Source organism: Hyalangium versicolor (genome assembly GCF_020103695.1).
GTDB classification, from domain to species: Bacteria; Myxococcota; Myxococcia; order Myxococcales; family Myxococcaceae; genus Hyalangium; species Hyalangium versicolor.
Genome location: NZ_JAHXBF010000046.1, coordinates 16,030 through 32,532 on the forward strand (window position 1 = coordinate 16,030; position 16,503 = coordinate 32,532).

Genomic DNA, 16,503 nt, shown 5'->3' on the forward strand with positions numbered 1-16,503 from the left:
CGGGTAGTGGTGGTCGTGGTAGTGGTGAGCTGGACGAACTTCATGGCGGACAAGATGCAGCGACGGGTGCTCCCTGTCAACCTGACCCCTCAGGCCGGAGTGTCCGGCCCTGCTGGCGGAGGTGTTGCAGTGCGCGGCTGCTCCTCGGAGGAGGGGGGCGGGATGCCCTTGCCCGCGTGTGCGACGATCTTCACCTCCGAGCGATCGTCCAGGGCGAAGCCATCTCCCTTGGCCTCCGTCTCCGTCACGGAGATGACGTCTCCCCGGTGCAGCTTGAAGAAGCGCTCGTTCTTCTCCGTGCGGTGCTTCTCCTGCAGCGCCAGGCCCACGCGGCCCTCGGCGCCACAGCCGATGTAGCGCTGGCGCCCCTTGCCCTCGAGCGACTCGGAGACGATGCGGAAGAGCCGTCCCTGGGGGAGTTCAGGCCAGGCCTCGCCCTTCGGCGCGAGCATCAAGTAGCTCATCTTCAGCGACTCCTTGTGCAGCCCCGCGGCGCGCGCCAGCTCCTCCACCACGCGCGGCATGGGCCACGGGCGCTCCGCGTGACACCAGTCGCTCTCCTTCAGCAGCGCCGGGCAGTTACCTCGGAACATGCACGGCGCGCGGATGCCGTAGCCCTTGCTCACCAGGACGTCCCGGACCTTGAGCAAGGCGCGCGAGGTCTCCCGCAGCGCGGGCTCCAGCACGAGCAGGCTGCCGCCCTTCTTCACCTGCCCCAGGATCTGCTCCAGCAGCGCGGCCCGGGGCGCGGTGACGCCCTCTCCGGTCCCGTACAGCTCGTTGAGGACGTGGCCCATGGTGATGAGATCGAACTGGCCCTCGGGGGGAGGTGCCTTCCGGGTGGGATCCCACTCCCGGGTGGCGAGCGCTTCGCCTGCCTCCGCGGCGAGCTCCCGGGCGAGCGTCAGCGCTGGCTTGCTCCGGTCCGCGGCCATGACTTCCTTGGCTCCCGCATCCAGCGCGGCGAAGGCGAGCGGGCCCGGTCCACTCCCCAGGTCCAGCACCTGCCGGGGACGGTTGGGCAGCTCGCCGAGCGCTTGACGCGCCTGGGCATACGACACCGGCCAATAGAAGAGCAGGTAGGCACCCAGCAGCTTCGGGTCGTCCATGTACTTGGCGCCCGCGAGCTGACGCTCCCGGGTGAGGCCGAGCGAGAGCTGTTTCACTCCCGCTCCCACCTCCTTCACTTCCTGAGGAGTCAGACGCGTCTCGGGCCCGTCTCCCTTGCGGCGAGCCTTTCTCCAGACGGCGATGAGCCGCGGAATCCACCGCTCCAGATCCCTGCTATAGGCGTCCGCCATCGACACTGGCTCCCAACGAGGGGTCGCCTCTGAGCGGCGACCGCGTTAAACCCTGTCCCACATGATCTCCGTCCGAGGGCTGCGCAAGCACTACAAAGTCCACAAGCGCCCGCCCGGCCTCAAGGCCGCCTTCCGTTCGCTCTTCCATCGTGACTACACCACCGTGAAGGCGGTGGATGGCATTTCCTTCGAGATCCGCCCAGGCGAGCGGGTGGGATTCCTGGGACCCAATGGGGCGGGGAAGACGACGACGCTCAAGGTACTCTCGGGGCTGCTGCACCCCTCGGACGGCGAGGTGACGGTGGATGGCCACGTGCCTCGCCACCGTGAGGACGCGTTCCTGAAGAAGATCATGCTCGTCATGGGGCAGAAGCAGCAGCTCCTCTGGGACCTACCGCCGGCGGAGACGTTCGAGCTCAACCGGGCCATCTACGACGTGCCCCGCGAGCAGTTCAAGCAGACACTGGAGGAGCTGGTGACGCTGCTGGAGCTGGAGGAGCTCATCAACAAGCCCACCCGGCAGCTCTCCCTGGGCGAGCGGATGAAGTGCGAGCTCGCGGCGGCGCTCATCCACCGGCCCAAGCTGCTCTTCATGGACGAGCCCACCATCGGTCTGGACGTGTCGATGCAGGCCACCATGCGCTCCTTCATCAAGGCGTACAACGAGCGGTTCGGGGCCACGCTCATCCTCACCAGCCACTACATGGACGACGTGGCGGCGCTGTGCCCGCGCGTCATCGTCATCGACAAGGGCATGCTGAGCTACGACGGCGGGCTGGAGGCGCTGGTGCAGCGGGTCCGGCCGGAGAAGCGGGTGGTGTTCCGGCTGGAGCAGCCCGTGGAGGCCGCGACCCTGGCGCCCCTGGGCCGCGTGGTGTCGCACGAGCCCACCTCGGCGGTGCTCCAGGTGCCTCCGGAGGCGCTGAGCGCCACAATCAGCCGCGCGCTGGCGAGCCTGCCGGTGAGGGACCTGACGGTGGAGAACGCTCCGCTCGAAGAGGTGATGAGCGAGTTGTTCTCCGAGAACAAGGCGCGCAGGGCCGCCACGGCCGATGAGGTGGGCGCGTGAGCCTGCGCACCACGGTTCGGGCACTGCCCACGCTGCTGCGCGTGGGGTTCTCCGAGGCGCTTGCCTACCGGGCCGAACTGCTCATCTGGGTGCTGTCCACCACGATGCCGTTCATCATGATGGCGCTGTGGACGGCGGTGGCTCGGGATGCGCCGGTGGGGCGCTATGGCCCGTCGGGCTTCGTCGGGTACTTCCTGGCGACGTTCGTGGTGCGCCAGCTGACCGGGGCGTGGGCGGCCTGGCAGATCAACTACGAAGTGCGTCAGGGCACGCTGGCCATGCGGCTGCTGCGGCCCATCTCCCCGCTGTGGGCCTATGCGACGGAGAACCTGGGCGCGGTGCCCATGCGGGTCCTGGTCGCGGTGCCGGTGGCGGTCATCGCGGTGCTCGTGGTGGGGCCCAAGGCAGTACCTCAGCACTGGTGGGGCTGGCCGCTGCTGCTGGTGTCGATGCTGGGCGGGTGGCTCATCACCTTCCTGGCCAACGTGTGCATCGGGACGATGGCGCTCTTCATGGAGAGCAGCCAGAAGGTGATGGACATCTGGCTGGTGCTGTTCTTCATCTTCTCCGGGTACATGTTCCCGATGGGGATTGCCCCCGACTGGATGAACACCATCTCGGACTGGCTGCCGTTCCGCTACCAGATCGGCTTGCCGGCCGAGGTGATGACGGGCGTGTACTCGCTGCCCGAGACGCTGGGGCTCGTCGCGCGCCAGTGGCTGTGGGTGGTGGTGCTGCTGGGGTTCACCGTCACGCTGTGGCGGCGGGGCCTGCGGCGCTTCGCGGCGTACGGAGGGTAGGGGGATGCTGCGACGCTATCTGGGATTGCTCGGTGTGCAGTTGCGATCGGCCAGCCTGCTGGCGCTGCAGTACCGGGGGGACTTCCTGGTCGAGGGCATCATCTCGGTGTTCTGGACGTTCACCGCCATGGCGCCGCTCTTCGTCGTGTACGGAGGGCGTGATGCCATCGCGGGTTGGAGCTTCGCCGAGTCGCTGCTGGTGGTGGGGTGGTTCACGCTGCTGCAGGGCGTGCTGGAGGGCGCCATCACTCCAAGCCTGAACAGCGTGGTGGATCACATCCGCAAGGGGACGCTGGACTTCGTGCTGCTCAAGCCCGCGGACGCGCAGTTCCTGGTATCCACCACGGGCTTCGAGCCGTGGCGCGCCACGAACGTGCTCACGGGCATCATCATCTTCGTGTACGCGTTTCACCTGTTGGGGCGGGGGCCGTCCATTCCCGGCCTGTTCGCCGCGATGCTGCTGCTGGTGACGAGCACGTTGCTGCTCTACTCGATGTGGATCCTCACGGTGAGCGCGGCGTTCTTCGTGGTGAAGGTGGACAACCTCACGTACTTCTTCCAGTCCATCTTCGATGCTGCGCGCTGGCCCTCGGCGGTGTTCAAGGGCGCGCTGGCGTTCGTGTTCACGTTCATCATCCCGCTGGCGCTGATGACGACGTTCCCGGCGGAGGCGATGCTCGGGAGGCTGCCGCTGCGGGCGCTGGTGACGGCGGTGGTGGGCTCCATGCTGTTCGCCTTCGTCTCACGCCGCGTGTGGCTGCGCTCCATCGGGCACTACACGTCCGCGAGCAGCTGAGCGTCCAGCCTGCCTCGCTGCAATATTCCCGCGCGCTTCTCCGGGCACTGGGCAAAGTGCTTCCCCGGTCCCATCCTCCTCGACACCAATCCAAAGGAGGCTGGGATGAGAGGGTGGCGTGGCATGGGATGGGTCTGCTCGCTCGCACTGGTGGGGTGCGGCGGGGCGCTCTCCGATGAAGGCTTGCAGGAGGACGAGCGCTCGGTACTCAGCGCCCCGGCCGAGCCTCTCGGAGAGGAGCCCCCGGAACTCGCGGGGCGCCCCAGGCTGGGAACCGCACATCTGGTGAAGGACCTCTTTCCGCCCGTCAGCGGTCCTCCCTGGTGGGGCCCCTACCCGGAGAGCCTCGTGGCGTTTCGAGGCCGGCTCTTCTTCGCCGCCAACTTCGAGGATGGTCGCGGCGAGCTGTGGAGGAGCGATGGAAGCCCCGCGGGCACCCGGGCGGTGAAGACGTTCCCTCCCGCCCCAGGGACCACCTTCCCCAGCCAGCTCAGTGAGCTGACGCCCCTCGGTTCACGGCTCTTCTTCGTAGTGGACGACGTGGAGCACGGCAGCGAGCTGTGGGTGAGCGACGGCACTTCCAGTGGCACTCGGCTGGTGAAGGACATCGTCTCGGGAGCAGAGGGCTCGGCCCCATACAACCTGAAGGCCGTGGGGAACATCCTGGTCTTCCTCCGTTACATCCCGGAGACGCCCACGGCTCCCTCGCGCACCGAGCTGTGGCGGAGTGATGGCACCGCGGCTGGCACCGTGCTCGTGAAGGATCTCGGCAGTGACACCTCGCTTTCATTCGTGCAGGCCGTTGTTCGGAGCACCCTGTTCTTCGTCCTCTCGGATCCATCTCACGGAACCGAGCTGTGGAAGACCGATGGCACTCCCGCCGGGACGATGCTCGTCAAGGACATTGCCCCGGGCGCCGAGAGCTCCTACCCCTTCGGCCTGAAGGCCCTGGGGCGGTATCTCTTCTTCACCGCCGCCGATCCCGACCATGGCACCGCGCTGTGGAGGAGCGATGGCACCGCCACTGGCACCGTGCTTGTCGCGGACCTGACGCCCGGCTCGGACAGCGGGTTCCTCCAGATCCTCGAGCCCGTGGGCAGCTCCCTGTTCCTCGCGATGGCGGAGCCCACCAATGGTTCGATGCGCCTGTTCCGGGTGAAGAACGCCGCCTCGGGTGGCACTCAGGTGAGCCTCGTCGCCACGCTGCCCAATCCCTACAGCGATCCGGACTCCTCAACCTTTGTGACGACCTCCGTTGGAGCGGGCGGGAAGCTCTTCCTCGCGCTCGGCGTCTACGGCTCCGGACCGGCCCCGCGAGACGTGCAGCTCTGGGTGACGGATGGCACGGGCTCCGGGACGAAGATGCTCCACCACCCGCTGAGCCTCTCCGACGAGTTCGGCTCCACGCTCTTCGCCTTGGATGACCGCATCCTCTTCAGCGGCTGGAATGACTCAACGGGCCTGGAGCTCTGGGTGAGCCGAGGCTCGGTGGGGAACACTCGGATGCTGCAGGACATCGCGCAGCCGGGCTCCTCGTTCCCCCAGAGCTTCATCCGCGTGGGCTCCTCGGTCTTCTTTGTTGCCAATGACACAGTTCACGGCAACGAGCTGTGGAGACTCCCGCTGCTGCCCTGAGGGGCTTCATGTCTGCGCATGGTGCGGTGCGTCAGTTTTTGATGCAACGCGTTGTATGAAATTGATGCACTGCGCCAATGATTGATGCGGTGCATTGTATTGACTTTCAAGTCAACCTTGAGGTGCTGTCACCCGAACCCCACCTTCAAGGAGTCCGTATGAGAAACACCCCCTCCCTGCTCCCGGCGCTGCTGGCCGTGGGCGCTCTCGGGCTGGCCATGCCGGCCCATGCTGGCGCGAGCAAGACGCGATACCCCGTCGTGTTCGCTCACGGCATGGCGGGCTTCGACAACATCCTCGGGTACGACTATTGGGGTGACGATTACGGCACCTTCGTGGGCGATCCCTGCGACGAGTTGCTCGAGATCTACTGCAACAACGATCTCGCCAGCACCCAGAAGGCCTATGTGGCCCAGGTGCAGGCGTTCCAGACCTCGGAGGTCCGCGGGCTCGATCTGGCCAACGACATCGAGGGCTTCATGACCACCGCGGGCTCCCAGTATGTGAACCTCATCGGGCACTCGCAGGGTGGCATCGACATCCGCAAGGCCGCGCGCGTGCTGCGCGAGCGCAAGGGCTACACCGCCGTCAAGGTGCTGATCAGCGTCTCCTCGCCGCACCGGGGCTCGCCGGTAGCCCAGTACATCCTCAAGCTCGGTCCTGGCGTCACCAGCGTCGTCGACGCTCTGGCCACCTATTACGGTGACACCATCTACCAGTCGGGCAATGACGGCGTCGCGGGCGCCAAGCAGCTCGTCTACGACGACTTCGATCCCAACGATGGGAAGACCACGGGCATGAAGGCGTTCAACGCCGCCTACCCGATCAGCACCACCTACGCGGCGAAGTGGGGCTCGCTCATCACCGCCCAGCGCGGCATCAGCGTGAACCCCGCGCTCTACCTGCTCAAGGAGTTCCTCTTCGACATCGACGGAGATGGCTACTGCCTCGACGACTGTGACAAGGACGGCGCCGCCGGCAAGGGTGATGGCATCAAGGACGAGGACGATGACGACGGCCTGGTGGGCATCAACTCCCAGCAGATGGGCACCCGCCTGAAGTACACCGACAACGCTTTCGTCTTCGACTCCGTCACCAACGACACGAGCGTGTCCGCCGTGACCGATCTCAACGCGCCCACCTCGGCGCAGATGACCTCTACCTCCAGCGTCATCAACCAGGACCACATCGACGTGATTGGCGTGGGCCCGGACACCTTCGATGAGCCGGAGTTCTACGCGGCCATCTTCCAGTACATCTACTCCAACGAGTGATCGCCGTACCCCGGGGCGCTCGGCGGATCCACACTGTTGGATCTGTCGGGCGCCCTCGCCGCCTCGCGGCAGCGGGAGCCAGGAGAGAGCGCCGCCATGAAGTCGCGGACCCAGAAGATTCTCGGCGGCTCGGCGGTGGCCCTCCTGGCCCTGCTCGTGAGCCTGTTCCTCTTCCATCAGGCCCCGGCGCCCGAGAGCCCCCGGTCCGCGACGCCTGCTAGCGCCAGTGCTCGCCCGCGCGAAGAGCGCCCCTCCGCGCCCACTCCGACAGCGGCAGCCGTGCCCGGCGCGGACGAGCCTGCCCCCGCGATCCCACCGCTCCTGGCGGATCCGGACAAGGACCTCGATCAGCTCGCCGCGTACATGCGCGAGCGGTTCGGCGCGAAGCTGAAGGAGCCCTACATCCAGATCAAGATGCTGGAAGATCTCATGCGGTTCTTCCAGAAGCGGAACCCCGACCACTGGGAGGAGGAGCTGCTCGCGTTCCTCAAGAAGGCGTTCCCGGAGATGTATGACGAGCTGGCGGCCACGCTCCGCAACCGCGTGGACTACGAGAAGTGGGTGAGGGACAACGACTCGTACCTTCGCGGGCTGAGCGACAAGGAGCGCCGCGCCGCCATGTGGGACGCGCGCAACCGGCTCTTCGGCAAGGAGGCGGCGGAGCGCATCTGGGCCTCCGAGATGAAGAACCAGGCGGTGTCGGACACGCTCGTGTCGCTCGACGCGAAGCAGGGTGCGCCGCTTCAGGAGAAGCTGTCCACGTACAAGCAGCGCCTGCATGAGATCTATGGAGAGCAGACGGAGGCGTACCTGGAGCGGCACCGCCAGGAGGCGATGAACCGCTTCCTGGATCTCTCTTCGGTCCAGCAGGAATTGACGGCAATGGCTCCCCAGGAGCGCACGCAGAACCTGCGCTCCATCCGCAAGGAGATGGGGCTGGATGAGGAGGCGCTGAAGCGCTGGGACACGCTGGACCAGACGCGTGATGCGCGCTGGGAGGCCGGCGCCCGGTACATGGCGGAGCGCGAGGCGCTGGCGAAGCAGCTCTCCGGTTCCGAGTTGGAGGCGAAGCTCCAGAAAGTGCGCGAGCGCTACTTTGGCACCGAGGCGGAGGTTGTCGCTCAGGAGGAGGCCGGTGGCTTCTTCCGCTTCGAGCGCCCACGCCAGTGGGGACGCAACTGAGCGGACCCCTTGGTGCAGCCTCGGGAGAATCGAGAGGCAGGACAGGGCTCGTGTGCTCGCCAGGGTGACCGCCAAACCCGGAAGCCCTCCTTGTCTGTTCGTCGTCGGACGGATTGTCGATCCGTTCGGGTGTCCCCACCGTTCCTGCACTGACAGGTACGGGCGGAGACACGATGAAAAAACTTCTTGGGGTCATCGCAGGGGCGTTGTTGCTCGGCGTGGGATGCGCGCACAGCTCGGAAAGCCGAGCCCAGACCGCAGGGAAAGGCCGAGCCCAGACGGCAAAGGTCGACAGCGCGGGGAGTTATGCGGGCACGGGAGGAGGGGGACTCTCGTGCGAAGTCATTGGCACCCGTGACTCAGGGGCCGCGCGTTCCAACTCGACGGACCAGTCCCTGAGCCAGCAGGGCAACGTCACATCTCAGGACACGGGCATTGGCGGCTCGAGCTCGCAGAGCAGTACGTCGGAGGACACGCGCATCGGCAGCTCGAGCTCGCAGAGCGGCACGTCGCAGGATACGGGGATCGGTGGCTCGTCCACGCAGGGGAGCACTTCGGACGACTCCGGAATCAGCAGCCCTGCCCCCCAGAGCGGTGCCTCTAATGATGCGTCCGTCGATCAGTCGGCTTCTCAGCCGTCCGACAAGTTCGAGGATACCGGCATGGGCGGCGCGGGTGGCGGTGGAGGGTGAGCCGGTAGTGTTCCGGCAAGGGTGATGCGATGGCCAGGGCCGCGGTCGTGGGCATGCTCCTCGTCGCGACTCTGGCCTCGCGCCCAGCACAGGCTCAGAGCCAGCCTGCATCCTCGTGGGTCTCGCGGCTCCACACGCTCGTCGATGAGGCCGCGAGAGACTTCGAGGGCGAACTCTCGCTCTATGTCCTCGATGTCGAGTCCGGTGACTCCTACGCGTACGACGCCGACACGCCGACCTATCTCTCGTCCGCCATCAAGATCGCCGTGATGCTCGAGGTGCTGCATCAAGTGGATCAACACCAGCTCTCCTGGGACGAAGAGCTCGAGTTCAGCGCGGACGACATTCGAGATGGGATGCACCGGCTCGGGTCGACCCGGCCTGGCGCGCGGCTCTCCATCGCGAAGCTCCTCGAATACATGATGGGGGACAGCGACAACGCCGCCGCGGATCTCCTCATCCACCGCGTGGGCCTGGAGAACGTGGAGGCGCAGCTCGCCGCCCGCGGAATCCACACGGGCCCCCTGTCATCGCTCCTGGAAGAGCGCCGCGGCATCTACGCCAGGCTGGACCCGAGGGCGCGAGAGCTCTCCCCCGAGCAGATCCGCTCGCTGGGCCAGCGTGACTCGCTGGGCGCCCGTGCTCGGCTCCTCTCAGAGTTGTTGGGGCATGCACCCGCGTGGACAGGGCAGCAGCTCGATCTCGCCTTCGGGGCCTACTACGCCGAACACGTGAACTCCGCCTCCATGCGCGAGATGGGACAGCTGCTCGCCCAGGTGGCTCGCTGTGAAGGGCTGAGCGCGGAGAGCTGCGCGCGAGCACGGACCCTCATGCGCGGGTGTCACACCGGCCGCGGGCGGATCGCCGCCGGGCTCCCCGAGACAGCGATCTGGGCTCACAAGACTGGAACGCAGCACCGGCGTGCCTGCGACATGGGCCTTCTGTACCTGCAACCGGACCATCCCATCGTCGTGGCCGCGTGCACCCGGAACTTCTGGCACGTCTCGGAGGCAGAGCGGCTATTTGCCCGCCTGGGACGTATCGTCGCGTCCATGATAGAGCTACCGACCGGTCGGAAATCAGCAGCCCGACCCGCGTGTTCGGGCGCCACATGCAGCCGCCAGAATTCGACCGATGACCTCTGACGACAGTAAATTTTGGAGCAATCTGCCCAAAGGGGCATGGTCTCCAGGCCTAATCTTTTGTTAGGCGGTCTAAAAATACCGTTATTAACGCTTCCGACAGTGGAATTTAAATTAACGCAGTGTGCGGTATGTTTTTCCGGTTGCGCGGGAATAGCGGAATAAGTAGATTGTTTTTGGGAGTGCCGTGAGAGACCTGGCCCGTAGAACATACACAGCGCTGACGTTGGTAGTCGTCCTGGCGCTGAGCGCTCTGCCGTGGCGGCCTGTCATGGGCGCATGCGCGGTGCCGGTCACTCCGCCTTCGGAAACGTCGGAACACCAGCATGAGGGTCGCTCCGACGAGCAGACGGAGTCGCCCAGCAGCCTCAAGGCCTGTTTCGCCCGGCGTCTCGGAAGAAGTGGGTTCCCCACGAACGCATGGCTGGTGCTCCGTGTCCCGCGTTCGAGCGCACCGCGATTCCACGACCCGGTGATCGAGCATGAGGATCCGCGCCGCGCGTTGATCCCGCTCCGCATCGATCCTCCTCCAGACGGCCTCGTCTGAGAACCGCCCTGTCCAGGGCCTGATCTCCGAGTGTCGTGCGGGCGCACGGGGTACGCGTGCGTCCTCACTGGTTCCCTTTTCCCTTCCAGTTCCCACTTTTTTCAACCGGGTGCCCGGATCTCCTCCGGCCTGCGTGCTCGCACGGGGCCGACGACGGGAGAGCCGTGCCCAACGAGAGACATTTGCCATGCAGAAGCTGATCGAGGGTCTTCACCGCTTCCAGTCCGAAGTCTTTGGCCCCCACCGCGAACTGTTCGCCAAGCTGGCCAAGGGCCAGAGCCCCGAGGTGATGTTCATCACCTGCTCGGACAGCCGCATCAATCCCGCCCTCATTACCCAGACACGGCCGGGCGATCTGTTCGTCCTGCGCAACGCGGGCAACATCGTGCCGGCGTACTCGCAGGGCAGCCAGGGCGAGGCCGCCTCCATCGAGTTCGCCCTGGTGGGCCTGAAGGTCCAGCACATCGTCGTGTGCGGCCACTCCGGCTGCGGCGCGATGAAGGGGCTGCTGGATCCGAAGGCGCTGGAGCCCCTGCCCGTCATGAAGGAGTGGCTGAAGAACGCCCAGAACACCCAGCGGATCATGAAGGAGAACTACCAGCACCTCCACGGCGACGCGCTGGTCACCGCCACCGCCGAGGAGAACGTCCTGGTGCAGTTGGAGAACCTGCGCACGCACCCCGCGGTCCGCGAGCGCCTGGACAACCGCACCCTCACGCTGCACGGCTGGGTCTACAAGCTCGAGACGGGACAGGTGTTCAACTACGAGCCGGTCAGCGGGCAGTTCGTGCCCCTGGTCGCGCAGAAGCCTCAGGACGCCGAGTCTCGGACGCCGGAGCGCCTCGCGGGCTAACGGCCGTTCCTCGGCCGGAACTTCTTTCCTCTTCCTTTCCTCACCCATCCCACATTCATGAATACCGCTTCTCCTGAAGTGAACTCCTCGGGGGCGGAGCTCTCTCCGCTCAAGAACCTCGCGTTCGATGTCCCGGCCGGCCTGGTCGTGTTCCTCGTGGCACTACCGCTGTGTCTGGGCATCGCCCTGGCCTCGGGGGCACCGCTGCTCAGCGGCCTGGTGGCGGGCATCATCGGCGGATTGATCATTCCCCTGATCAGCCGCTCTCCCCTATCGGTGTGCGGACCCGCCGCGGGCCTGGCCACGATCGTGCTCGCCGGCATCACGAAGGTGGGCTCCTTCCAGGCCTTCGCCGTGGCCGTGGTGATTGCTGGCGTGCTGCAGCTCCTGCTGGGGATCTCCAAGGCGGGACGGCTCGTGTCGTTCATGCCCTCCAGCGTCATCAAGGGCATGCTCGCGGCCATCGGCGTGCTGCTCATCCTCAAGCAGTTGCCGCATGCGCTGGGGCTCCACGGGGGCAAGCTGGCGCTGCCCGAGGGAGGGCTGGCGGGCGTCGAGAAGGGAGCGCTGCTTCTCGGCGTGCTGTCGCTGGCGCTGCTGGTGGGATGGGAGAAGTTCCGGCCGAAGCGCCTGGCCCTGGTTCCGGGCGCTCTGGTGGTGGTGGTGGTCGCCACGCTGCTCAATGAGCTGTTCCTGCGCGTGGCCCCCGGGCTGGCACTCGGGCAGAGCTTCCTGGTGACCATCCCGCTGGATGGCCCGTCGAGCCTGCTGGCGCAGCTGAGCGCTCCGGACTGGAGCGTGATCCGCAACCCGGACGTCTGGGTCCTGGCCCTGACGCTGGGCGTGGTGGCCAGCCTGGAGACGCTGCTGTCGCTGGAAGCCGTGGACCGCCTGGACCCGTACCACCGCCGCACTCCGCTCAACCGGGAGCTGGTGGCCCAGGGCCTGGGCAACACCGTGTCCGGTCTGCTGGGCGGACTGCCCGTCACCTCGGTCATCGTGCGCAGCAGCGCCAACATCCACGCGGGAGGCCGGACGCAGGCCTCCACCATGGTGCATGGCGCCCTGCTGCTGGGCGCGGTGCTGCTGGCCTCGGGGTTGCTCAACCGCATCCCCCTGGCCAGCCTCGCCGCCATCCTGCTGGCGACGGGCTACAAGCTGGCCAAGCCCGCCCTCTTCCGCGAGATGCAGAAGCTGGGGGTCTCGCAGCTCGGTCCCTTCGTGGCCACCCTGGGCGCCATCCTGGTGACGGACCTGCTGCGCGGCATCTTCGTGGGCGTCATCGTCAGCGTGGTCTTCGCCCTGCGCAACGCGATGCGCACGCCCTACACCCTGGAGCGGCAGGGCGAGCAGTTCGTCATCAAGCTCAAGAAGGACGTGTACTTCTTCAACAAGGCCTCGCTGCAGGAGGCTCTGGAGGGCATCCCCGAAGGTGCCCGCGTCGTGGTGGATGGTTCGCGTTCGGACTTCATCGACCATGACATCGTCGAGGTACTCGGCAGCTTCAGTGGCACGGCCTCGCGGCGGAACATCCAGCTCGAGGTCCGCGAGGTGGGGCGCACTCCCGCCATCGCGACCTGAGTCACGCTCGGGGCGGGTGTCCTGTACGACACCTGCCCCGAGGTGCATCCGGCCTGGAAATCCGGCCGAAAATATCCCCGCAACCAACCTGCTCCCGCTGGGTTTGAGCGGACGTGAGCGCACGGCAATGGCGCTCGGTCGGTTCTCAACCCGGAATTTCGAAGGAGCAGGTCATGATGCGGATGAGCAAGTCGATGATGCTGGGCGCGGCGCTGGTGCTGGGCGCTTGTGGTGGCAAGGACTCGGTGGATGACGCCGAGTACGTGGAGGCCACCCCGGATCTGTCCGGCACCGCGCTGGAGATCAACGGTGAGGCGGCCGCCGAGGAAGGCGCCGCGATGATCGTCGACGGCTTCGGCGTCAACCAGGGCGAGCTCAACGGCCAGGGCCCGGAGTTTCTCGAGAACGCGCGCCTGGAGGTCCAGGCGCTCAACTCCGCGATCAAGGAGGCCATCACCCCCATGGTGGAGCTGGTGAACAAGGGCGCCGCGGAGGCCAGGCCGGGCGACGTGCTGGTGTACGGCCCGTCCGACCGCGCCAATGCGACCTTCACGTTCACCATCAAGAAGGTGACGCCGCAGCGCTTCGTCTGGAAGCTGGAGGCGCGGCCGCTGGGCAGTACGGATGGCTCGGCCAACAAGCTCGTCGCGGCGGGAGGGGTGACCAAGGGCGTGGTGGCGCACCGTGGCCGCGGCACCCTGGCCATCAACCTGGACAACCTCAAGGCCGTGTCCACGCCGGGCGCCGTCACCGGCCAGGGCAAGCTGATGGCCTCGTTCGCTCACACCGTGGGCGATGACAAGACGCTGGCCTACCGCTTGAGCAACTTCACGCCCAACCCGGCCAACCACGAGCCCGTCACCGGCGCCTTCGTGGGCCACCGCCGCCAGCCCTCCGGGGCCACCCGCGTGCGCGTGCTCGGCAAGTACAACCTGGAGGGCACCTCCAGCGCCGCCAAGGAGAACGTGATCGCGGCCGTCCGGTGGATCCCCGGCCTCGGTGGGCGCGCGGACATCATCGCCAGCGGCGGGGACATCGCCGAGGGCAGGTTCTACATCGGCAGCGCGTGCTGGGACCGCCAGGAGGTCGAGAAGTTCCGCATCCTCCGCCTGTGCACCAAGGCCCAGCTTCAGACTCCGGCCAGCTGCGAAGTCGTCGCGGGCTCGGTCGTCGGAATGCGTGAGGCCTGCCCGGGCACGGAGCTCGCCGGCGAAATCAGCCCGCCGTCCGATGACCCGAGCGACATCTCCCAGGAGCCGGACGCCCCGGCCGACCCGGAGCCCGTGCCCGGCGATGTGACGGCTGAACTGTAGAGGAACCCTCGGGGCAACCACCGGATACCTTGCCCCGTATTCCGGTGGGGGTGGAGGGGGCTGACGGGGGAGGTCCGTCAGCCCCCTTCCGCTTTTCAAGCGGGTTCGTCGCAGACGGCGTCCGCCTCGATCTCCACGAGCATCGCCGGGTCGATGAGCCGGCTCACCTCCACCATGGACGTCGCCGGGAGGATGCTGCCGAAGAACTCGCCGTGCGCTCGCCCCACCTCCTCCCAGCGGGAGATGTCCGTCACGAACAGGCGGGTGCGCACCACGTCCTCCAGGCTGCCCCCGAGCTTCTCAATGGCCGTCTTCACATTGCGCAGCGCCTGGACAGCCTGGGCGTATGGGTCTCCGGCGCCGACGACCTTGCCCTCCGCGTCGGTGGCGGTGGTGCCGGTGACATAGATGAAGGGGCCGGCGCGCACGGCGCGCGAGTAGCCCACACGGGGCTCCCAAGGGGTGACCGTCGAGTAGCGGGTCCGCTTCATGGTTGCTCCTGGAGGAGAGGCGAGAGGCCCTGATTCGAGCCCTTGGAACCCGAGGGGGCAAGTCCGGCGCGATAACGCCGCGAAAAAACAGGCGCTCCGTGATAGTTGGGCTCCTGTTATGGCATCCGAGCTCGAGCAGGAGGTCGCCCGGCGGCGCACCTTCGCGATCATTTCCCACCCCGACGCGGGTAAAACGACCCTCACCGAGAAGCTGCTGCTCTACGGTGGCGCCATCCACCTGGCTGGCAGCGTGAAGGCCAAGCGGGCGCGGCGGCACGCCACCAGCGACTGGATGGAGCTGGAGAAGGAGCGCGGCATCTCCGTCACCTCGTCCGTGCTCCAGTTCGTCTACCGCGACCACGCGGTGAACCTGCTGGACACCCCGGGCCACCAGGACTTCTCCGAGGACACCTACCGCACCCTGGCCGCAGCGGACGCCGCGGTGATGCTCATCGACGCCGCCAAGGGCGTGGAGCCGCAGACCAAGAAGCTCTTCAAGGTCTGTCGCATGCGCGGCATCCCCATCTTCACCTTCGTCAACAAGCTGGACCGCTACGGCCGCGCGCCGCTGGACCTGATGGACGAGCTGGAGCAGGTGCTCGGCATCCGCTCCTATCCGATGAACTGGCCCATCGGCATGGGGCCGGAGTTCCGGGGCGTGTATGACAGGCGCGCCAACGTGGTCCACGTGTTCAGCGCGGAGGGCAACCACGGTGAGAAGGAGGTGGCCGAGCGCTCGGTGCCCCTGGACTCACCGGAGCTCCACTCGGTGCTCAACGAGCGCGAGATGGCGCAGCTCAAGGAGGACATCGAGCTGCTGGACGTGGGCGGGGACGAGTTCACCCGCGAGAAGAGCGACGCGGGCCTGCTGACGCCCATGTTCTTCGGCTCGGCGATGACCAACTTCGGCGTGCGGCCCTTCCTGGATGCCTTCCTGGATCTGGCTCCGGCCCCTACGTCCCGGCCGACGAAGGACGGGCCGCGGCAGCCCACCGCGCCGAAGTTCTCCGGCTTCATCTTCAAGATCCAGGCGAACATGGACCCGGCGCACCGCGACCGCATCGCGTTCCTGCGCGTGGTGTCCGGCCGCTACGTAAAGGGCATGAGCGCGCACCACTCGCGGCTGGGCAAGGAGGTGCGGCTGGCCAAGCCGAGCCAGTTCCTCGCCGCCGAGCGCACCGCCATCGAGGACGCGTGGCCCGGAGACGTCATCGGCCTGTTCGATCCAGGGCAGTACCGCATTGGAGACTCGCTGTCGGAGGACCAGGGCGTCGTCTTCGAGACCGTGCCGCGCTTCAGCCCCGAGTACTTCGCCGTGGTGCGCAGCAAGGACCCGCTGCGCCGCAAGCAGATGGAGAAGGGTCTGGAGCAGCTCTCGGAAGAGGGCACGGTGCAGATCTTCCAGCAGCTCCAGATGGGCATGAAGGACCCCATCGTGGGCGTGGTGGGCGCACTCCAGTTCGAAGTGCTCCAGTACCGGCTCGAGCACGAGTACGGCGCGAAGATCGCCCTGGACCGGCTGCCCTTCAGCCACGCGCGCTGGGTGGTGGGCCCCAACTTCGATCCCAAGGCGTTCGACTGGGAGGGCAACCGGCAGACGGTGCAGGACCGCGACGGCCTGCCGCTGGTGCTCTTCCGCGATGACTGGGCGCTGCAGCACGCCGAGGAGAAGCACCCCGAGCTGAAGTTCCAGAACGAGGCGCCCCAGCTCCACCAGATGGCCCCGGTCGCCACCGGGACCTGAACCCCTCCCGAACCCCACTCAGGACCTGCCAGGTAGGATGGGCCCAGGCCTTCCCTCTGACGAGGGCGGGCCTTCGTGCGTCT

Annotated in this window: 14 protein-coding genes; 12 read left to right on the forward strand and 2 right to left on the reverse strand. The window is 66.9% G+C overall.

Annotated features, from left to right (window positions below; translation table 11 throughout):
- Positions 1 to 89 precede the first annotated feature (89 nt).
- Entirely contained in the window at positions 90 to 1,301 is a 1,212-nt protein-coding gene (locus KY501_RS49775; protein ID WP_224372577.1) for a small ribosomal subunit Rsm22 family protein, read from the reverse strand.
- Between the two features lie 61 nt (positions 1,302 to 1,362).
- Here KY501_RS49775 and KY501_RS49780 point away from each other — a divergent pair, with 61 nt between their 5' ends.
- From KY501_RS49780 to KY501_RS49830, 11 genes are all read left to right on the forward strand, one after another.
- The gene (locus KY501_RS49780; protein WP_224372579.1) at positions 1,363 to 2,370 is read left to right on the forward strand and encodes an ABC transporter ATP-binding protein; all 1,008 of its coding nucleotides are present in this window, start codon (positions 1,363 to 1,365) and stop codon (positions 2,368 to 2,370) included.
- Positions 2,367 to 3,170 (forward strand): ABC transporter permease, encoded by an 804-nt coding sequence (locus KY501_RS49785; RefSeq protein ID WP_224372581.1) that lies wholly within the window; start codon positions 2,367 to 2,369, stop codon positions 3,168 to 3,170. The genes KY501_RS49780 and KY501_RS49785 overlap by 4 nt, the downstream gene beginning before the upstream one ends.
- A 4-nt stretch (positions 3,171 to 3,174) precedes the next feature.
- A complete protein-coding gene (locus tag KY501_RS49790) occupies positions 3,175 to 3,966 on the forward strand; it encodes an ABC transporter permease (protein ID WP_224372583.1) in 792 nt (263 codons plus the stop codon).
- 105 nt (positions 3,967 to 4,071) lie between these two features.
- The gene (locus KY501_RS49795) at positions 4,072 to 5,601 is read left to right on the forward strand and encodes an ELWxxDGT repeat protein (RefSeq protein ID WP_224372585.1); all 1,530 of its coding nucleotides are present in this window, start codon (positions 4,072 to 4,074) and stop codon (positions 5,599 to 5,601) included.
- Between the two features lie 158 nt (positions 5,602 to 5,759).
- Positions 5,760 to 6,875, forward strand: coding sequence for an esterase/lipase family protein (locus KY501_RS49800; RefSeq protein WP_224372587.1), 1,116 nt, complete (start codon positions 5,760 to 5,762; stop codon positions 6,873 to 6,875).
- Positions 6,876 to 6,971: 96 nt separating this feature from the next.
- The gene (locus KY501_RS49805; RefSeq protein WP_224372589.1) at positions 6,972 to 8,057 is read left to right on the forward strand and encodes a hypothetical protein; all 1,086 of its coding nucleotides are present in this window, start codon (positions 6,972 to 6,974) and stop codon (positions 8,055 to 8,057) included.
- 173 nt (positions 8,058 to 8,230) lie between these two features.
- A complete protein-coding gene (locus tag KY501_RS49810; RefSeq protein ID WP_224372591.1) occupies positions 8,231 to 8,749 on the forward strand; it encodes a hypothetical protein in 519 nt (172 codons plus the stop codon).
- A gap of 29 nt (positions 8,750 to 8,778) precedes the next feature.
- On the forward strand, positions 8,779 to 9,894 hold the full coding sequence (locus tag KY501_RS49815; RefSeq protein ID WP_224372593.1) for a serine hydrolase: 1,116 nt from the start codon (positions 8,779 to 8,781) through the stop codon (positions 9,892 to 9,894).
- A gap of 731 nt (positions 9,895 to 10,625) precedes the next feature.
- Positions 10,626 to 11,291, forward strand: coding sequence for a carbonic anhydrase (locus KY501_RS49820; RefSeq protein WP_224372595.1), 666 nt, complete (start codon positions 10,626 to 10,628; stop codon positions 11,289 to 11,291).
- A gap of 57 nt (positions 11,292 to 11,348) precedes the next feature.
- Positions 11,349 to 12,872: a SulP family inorganic anion transporter gene (locus KY501_RS49825; RefSeq protein WP_224372597.1), complete on the forward strand. Its 1,524-nt coding sequence runs from the start codon at positions 11,349 to 11,351 to the stop codon at positions 12,870 to 12,872.
- 173 nt (positions 12,873 to 13,045) lie between these two features.
- Positions 13,046 to 14,185: a hypothetical protein gene (locus KY501_RS49830; RefSeq protein ID WP_224372598.1), complete on the forward strand. Its 1,140-nt coding sequence runs from the start codon at positions 13,046 to 13,048 to the stop codon at positions 14,183 to 14,185.
- 95 nt (positions 14,186 to 14,280) lie between these two features.
- Here KY501_RS49830 and KY501_RS49835 read toward each other — a convergent pair whose 3' ends face one another.
- Entirely contained in the window at positions 14,281 to 14,676 is a 396-nt protein-coding gene (locus tag KY501_RS49835) for a RidA family protein (protein WP_224372600.1), read from the reverse strand.
- 118 nt (positions 14,677 to 14,794) lie between these two features.
- Between KY501_RS49835 and KY501_RS49840 the strand changes: the two genes are divergently transcribed.
- Positions 14,795 to 16,420 (forward strand): peptide chain release factor 3, encoded by a 1,626-nt coding sequence (locus KY501_RS49840; RefSeq protein WP_224372602.1) that lies wholly within the window; start codon positions 14,795 to 14,797, stop codon positions 16,418 to 16,420.
- Positions 16,421 to 16,503: the final 83 nt, after the last annotated feature.

What these genes read in the sequence shown, in the direction of transcription:
- KY501_RS49775 (WP_224372577.1), bottom strand. Translation starts at nt 1,301, where the DNA reads ATGGCGGACGCCTATAGCAGGGATCTGGAGCGGTGGATTCCGCGGCTC.
- KY501_RS49780 (WP_224372579.1), top strand. Translation starts at nt 1,363, where the DNA reads ATGATCTCCGTCCGAGGGCTGCGCAAGCACTACAAAGTCCACAAGCGC.
- KY501_RS49790 (WP_224372583.1), top strand. Translation starts at nt 3,175, where the DNA reads ATGCTGCGACGCTATCTGGGATTGCTCGGTGTGCAGTTGCGATCGGCC.
- KY501_RS49795 (WP_224372585.1), top strand. Translation starts at nt 4,072, where the DNA reads ATGAGAGGGTGGCGTGGCATGGGATGGGTCTGCTCGCTCGCACTGGTG.
- KY501_RS49800 (WP_224372587.1), top strand. Translation starts at nt 5,760, where the DNA reads ATGAGAAACACCCCCTCCCTGCTCCCGGCGCTGCTGGCCGTGGGCGCT.
- KY501_RS49805 (WP_224372589.1), top strand. Translation starts at nt 6,972, where the DNA reads ATGAAGTCGCGGACCCAGAAGATTCTCGGCGGCTCGGCGGTGGCCCTC.
- KY501_RS49810 (WP_224372591.1), top strand. Translation starts at nt 8,231, where the DNA reads ATGAAAAAACTTCTTGGGGTCATCGCAGGGGCGTTGTTGCTCGGCGTG.
- KY501_RS49815 (WP_224372593.1), top strand. Translation starts at nt 8,779, where the DNA reads ATGGCCAGGGCCGCGGTCGTGGGCATGCTCCTCGTCGCGACTCTGGCC.
- KY501_RS49820 (WP_224372595.1), top strand. Translation starts at nt 10,626, where the DNA reads ATGCAGAAGCTGATCGAGGGTCTTCACCGCTTCCAGTCCGAAGTCTTT.
- KY501_RS49825 (WP_224372597.1), top strand. Translation starts at nt 11,349, where the DNA reads ATGAATACCGCTTCTCCTGAAGTGAACTCCTCGGGGGCGGAGCTCTCT.
- KY501_RS49830 (WP_224372598.1), top strand. Translation starts at nt 13,046, where the DNA reads ATGATGCGGATGAGCAAGTCGATGATGCTGGGCGCGGCGCTGGTGCTG.
- KY501_RS49835 (WP_224372600.1), bottom strand. Translation starts at nt 14,676, where the DNA reads ATGAAGCGGACCCGCTACTCGACGGTCACCCCTTGGGAGCCCCGTGTG.
- KY501_RS49840 (WP_224372602.1), top strand. Translation starts at nt 14,795, where the DNA reads ATGGCATCCGAGCTCGAGCAGGAGGTCGCCCGGCGGCGCACCTTCGCG.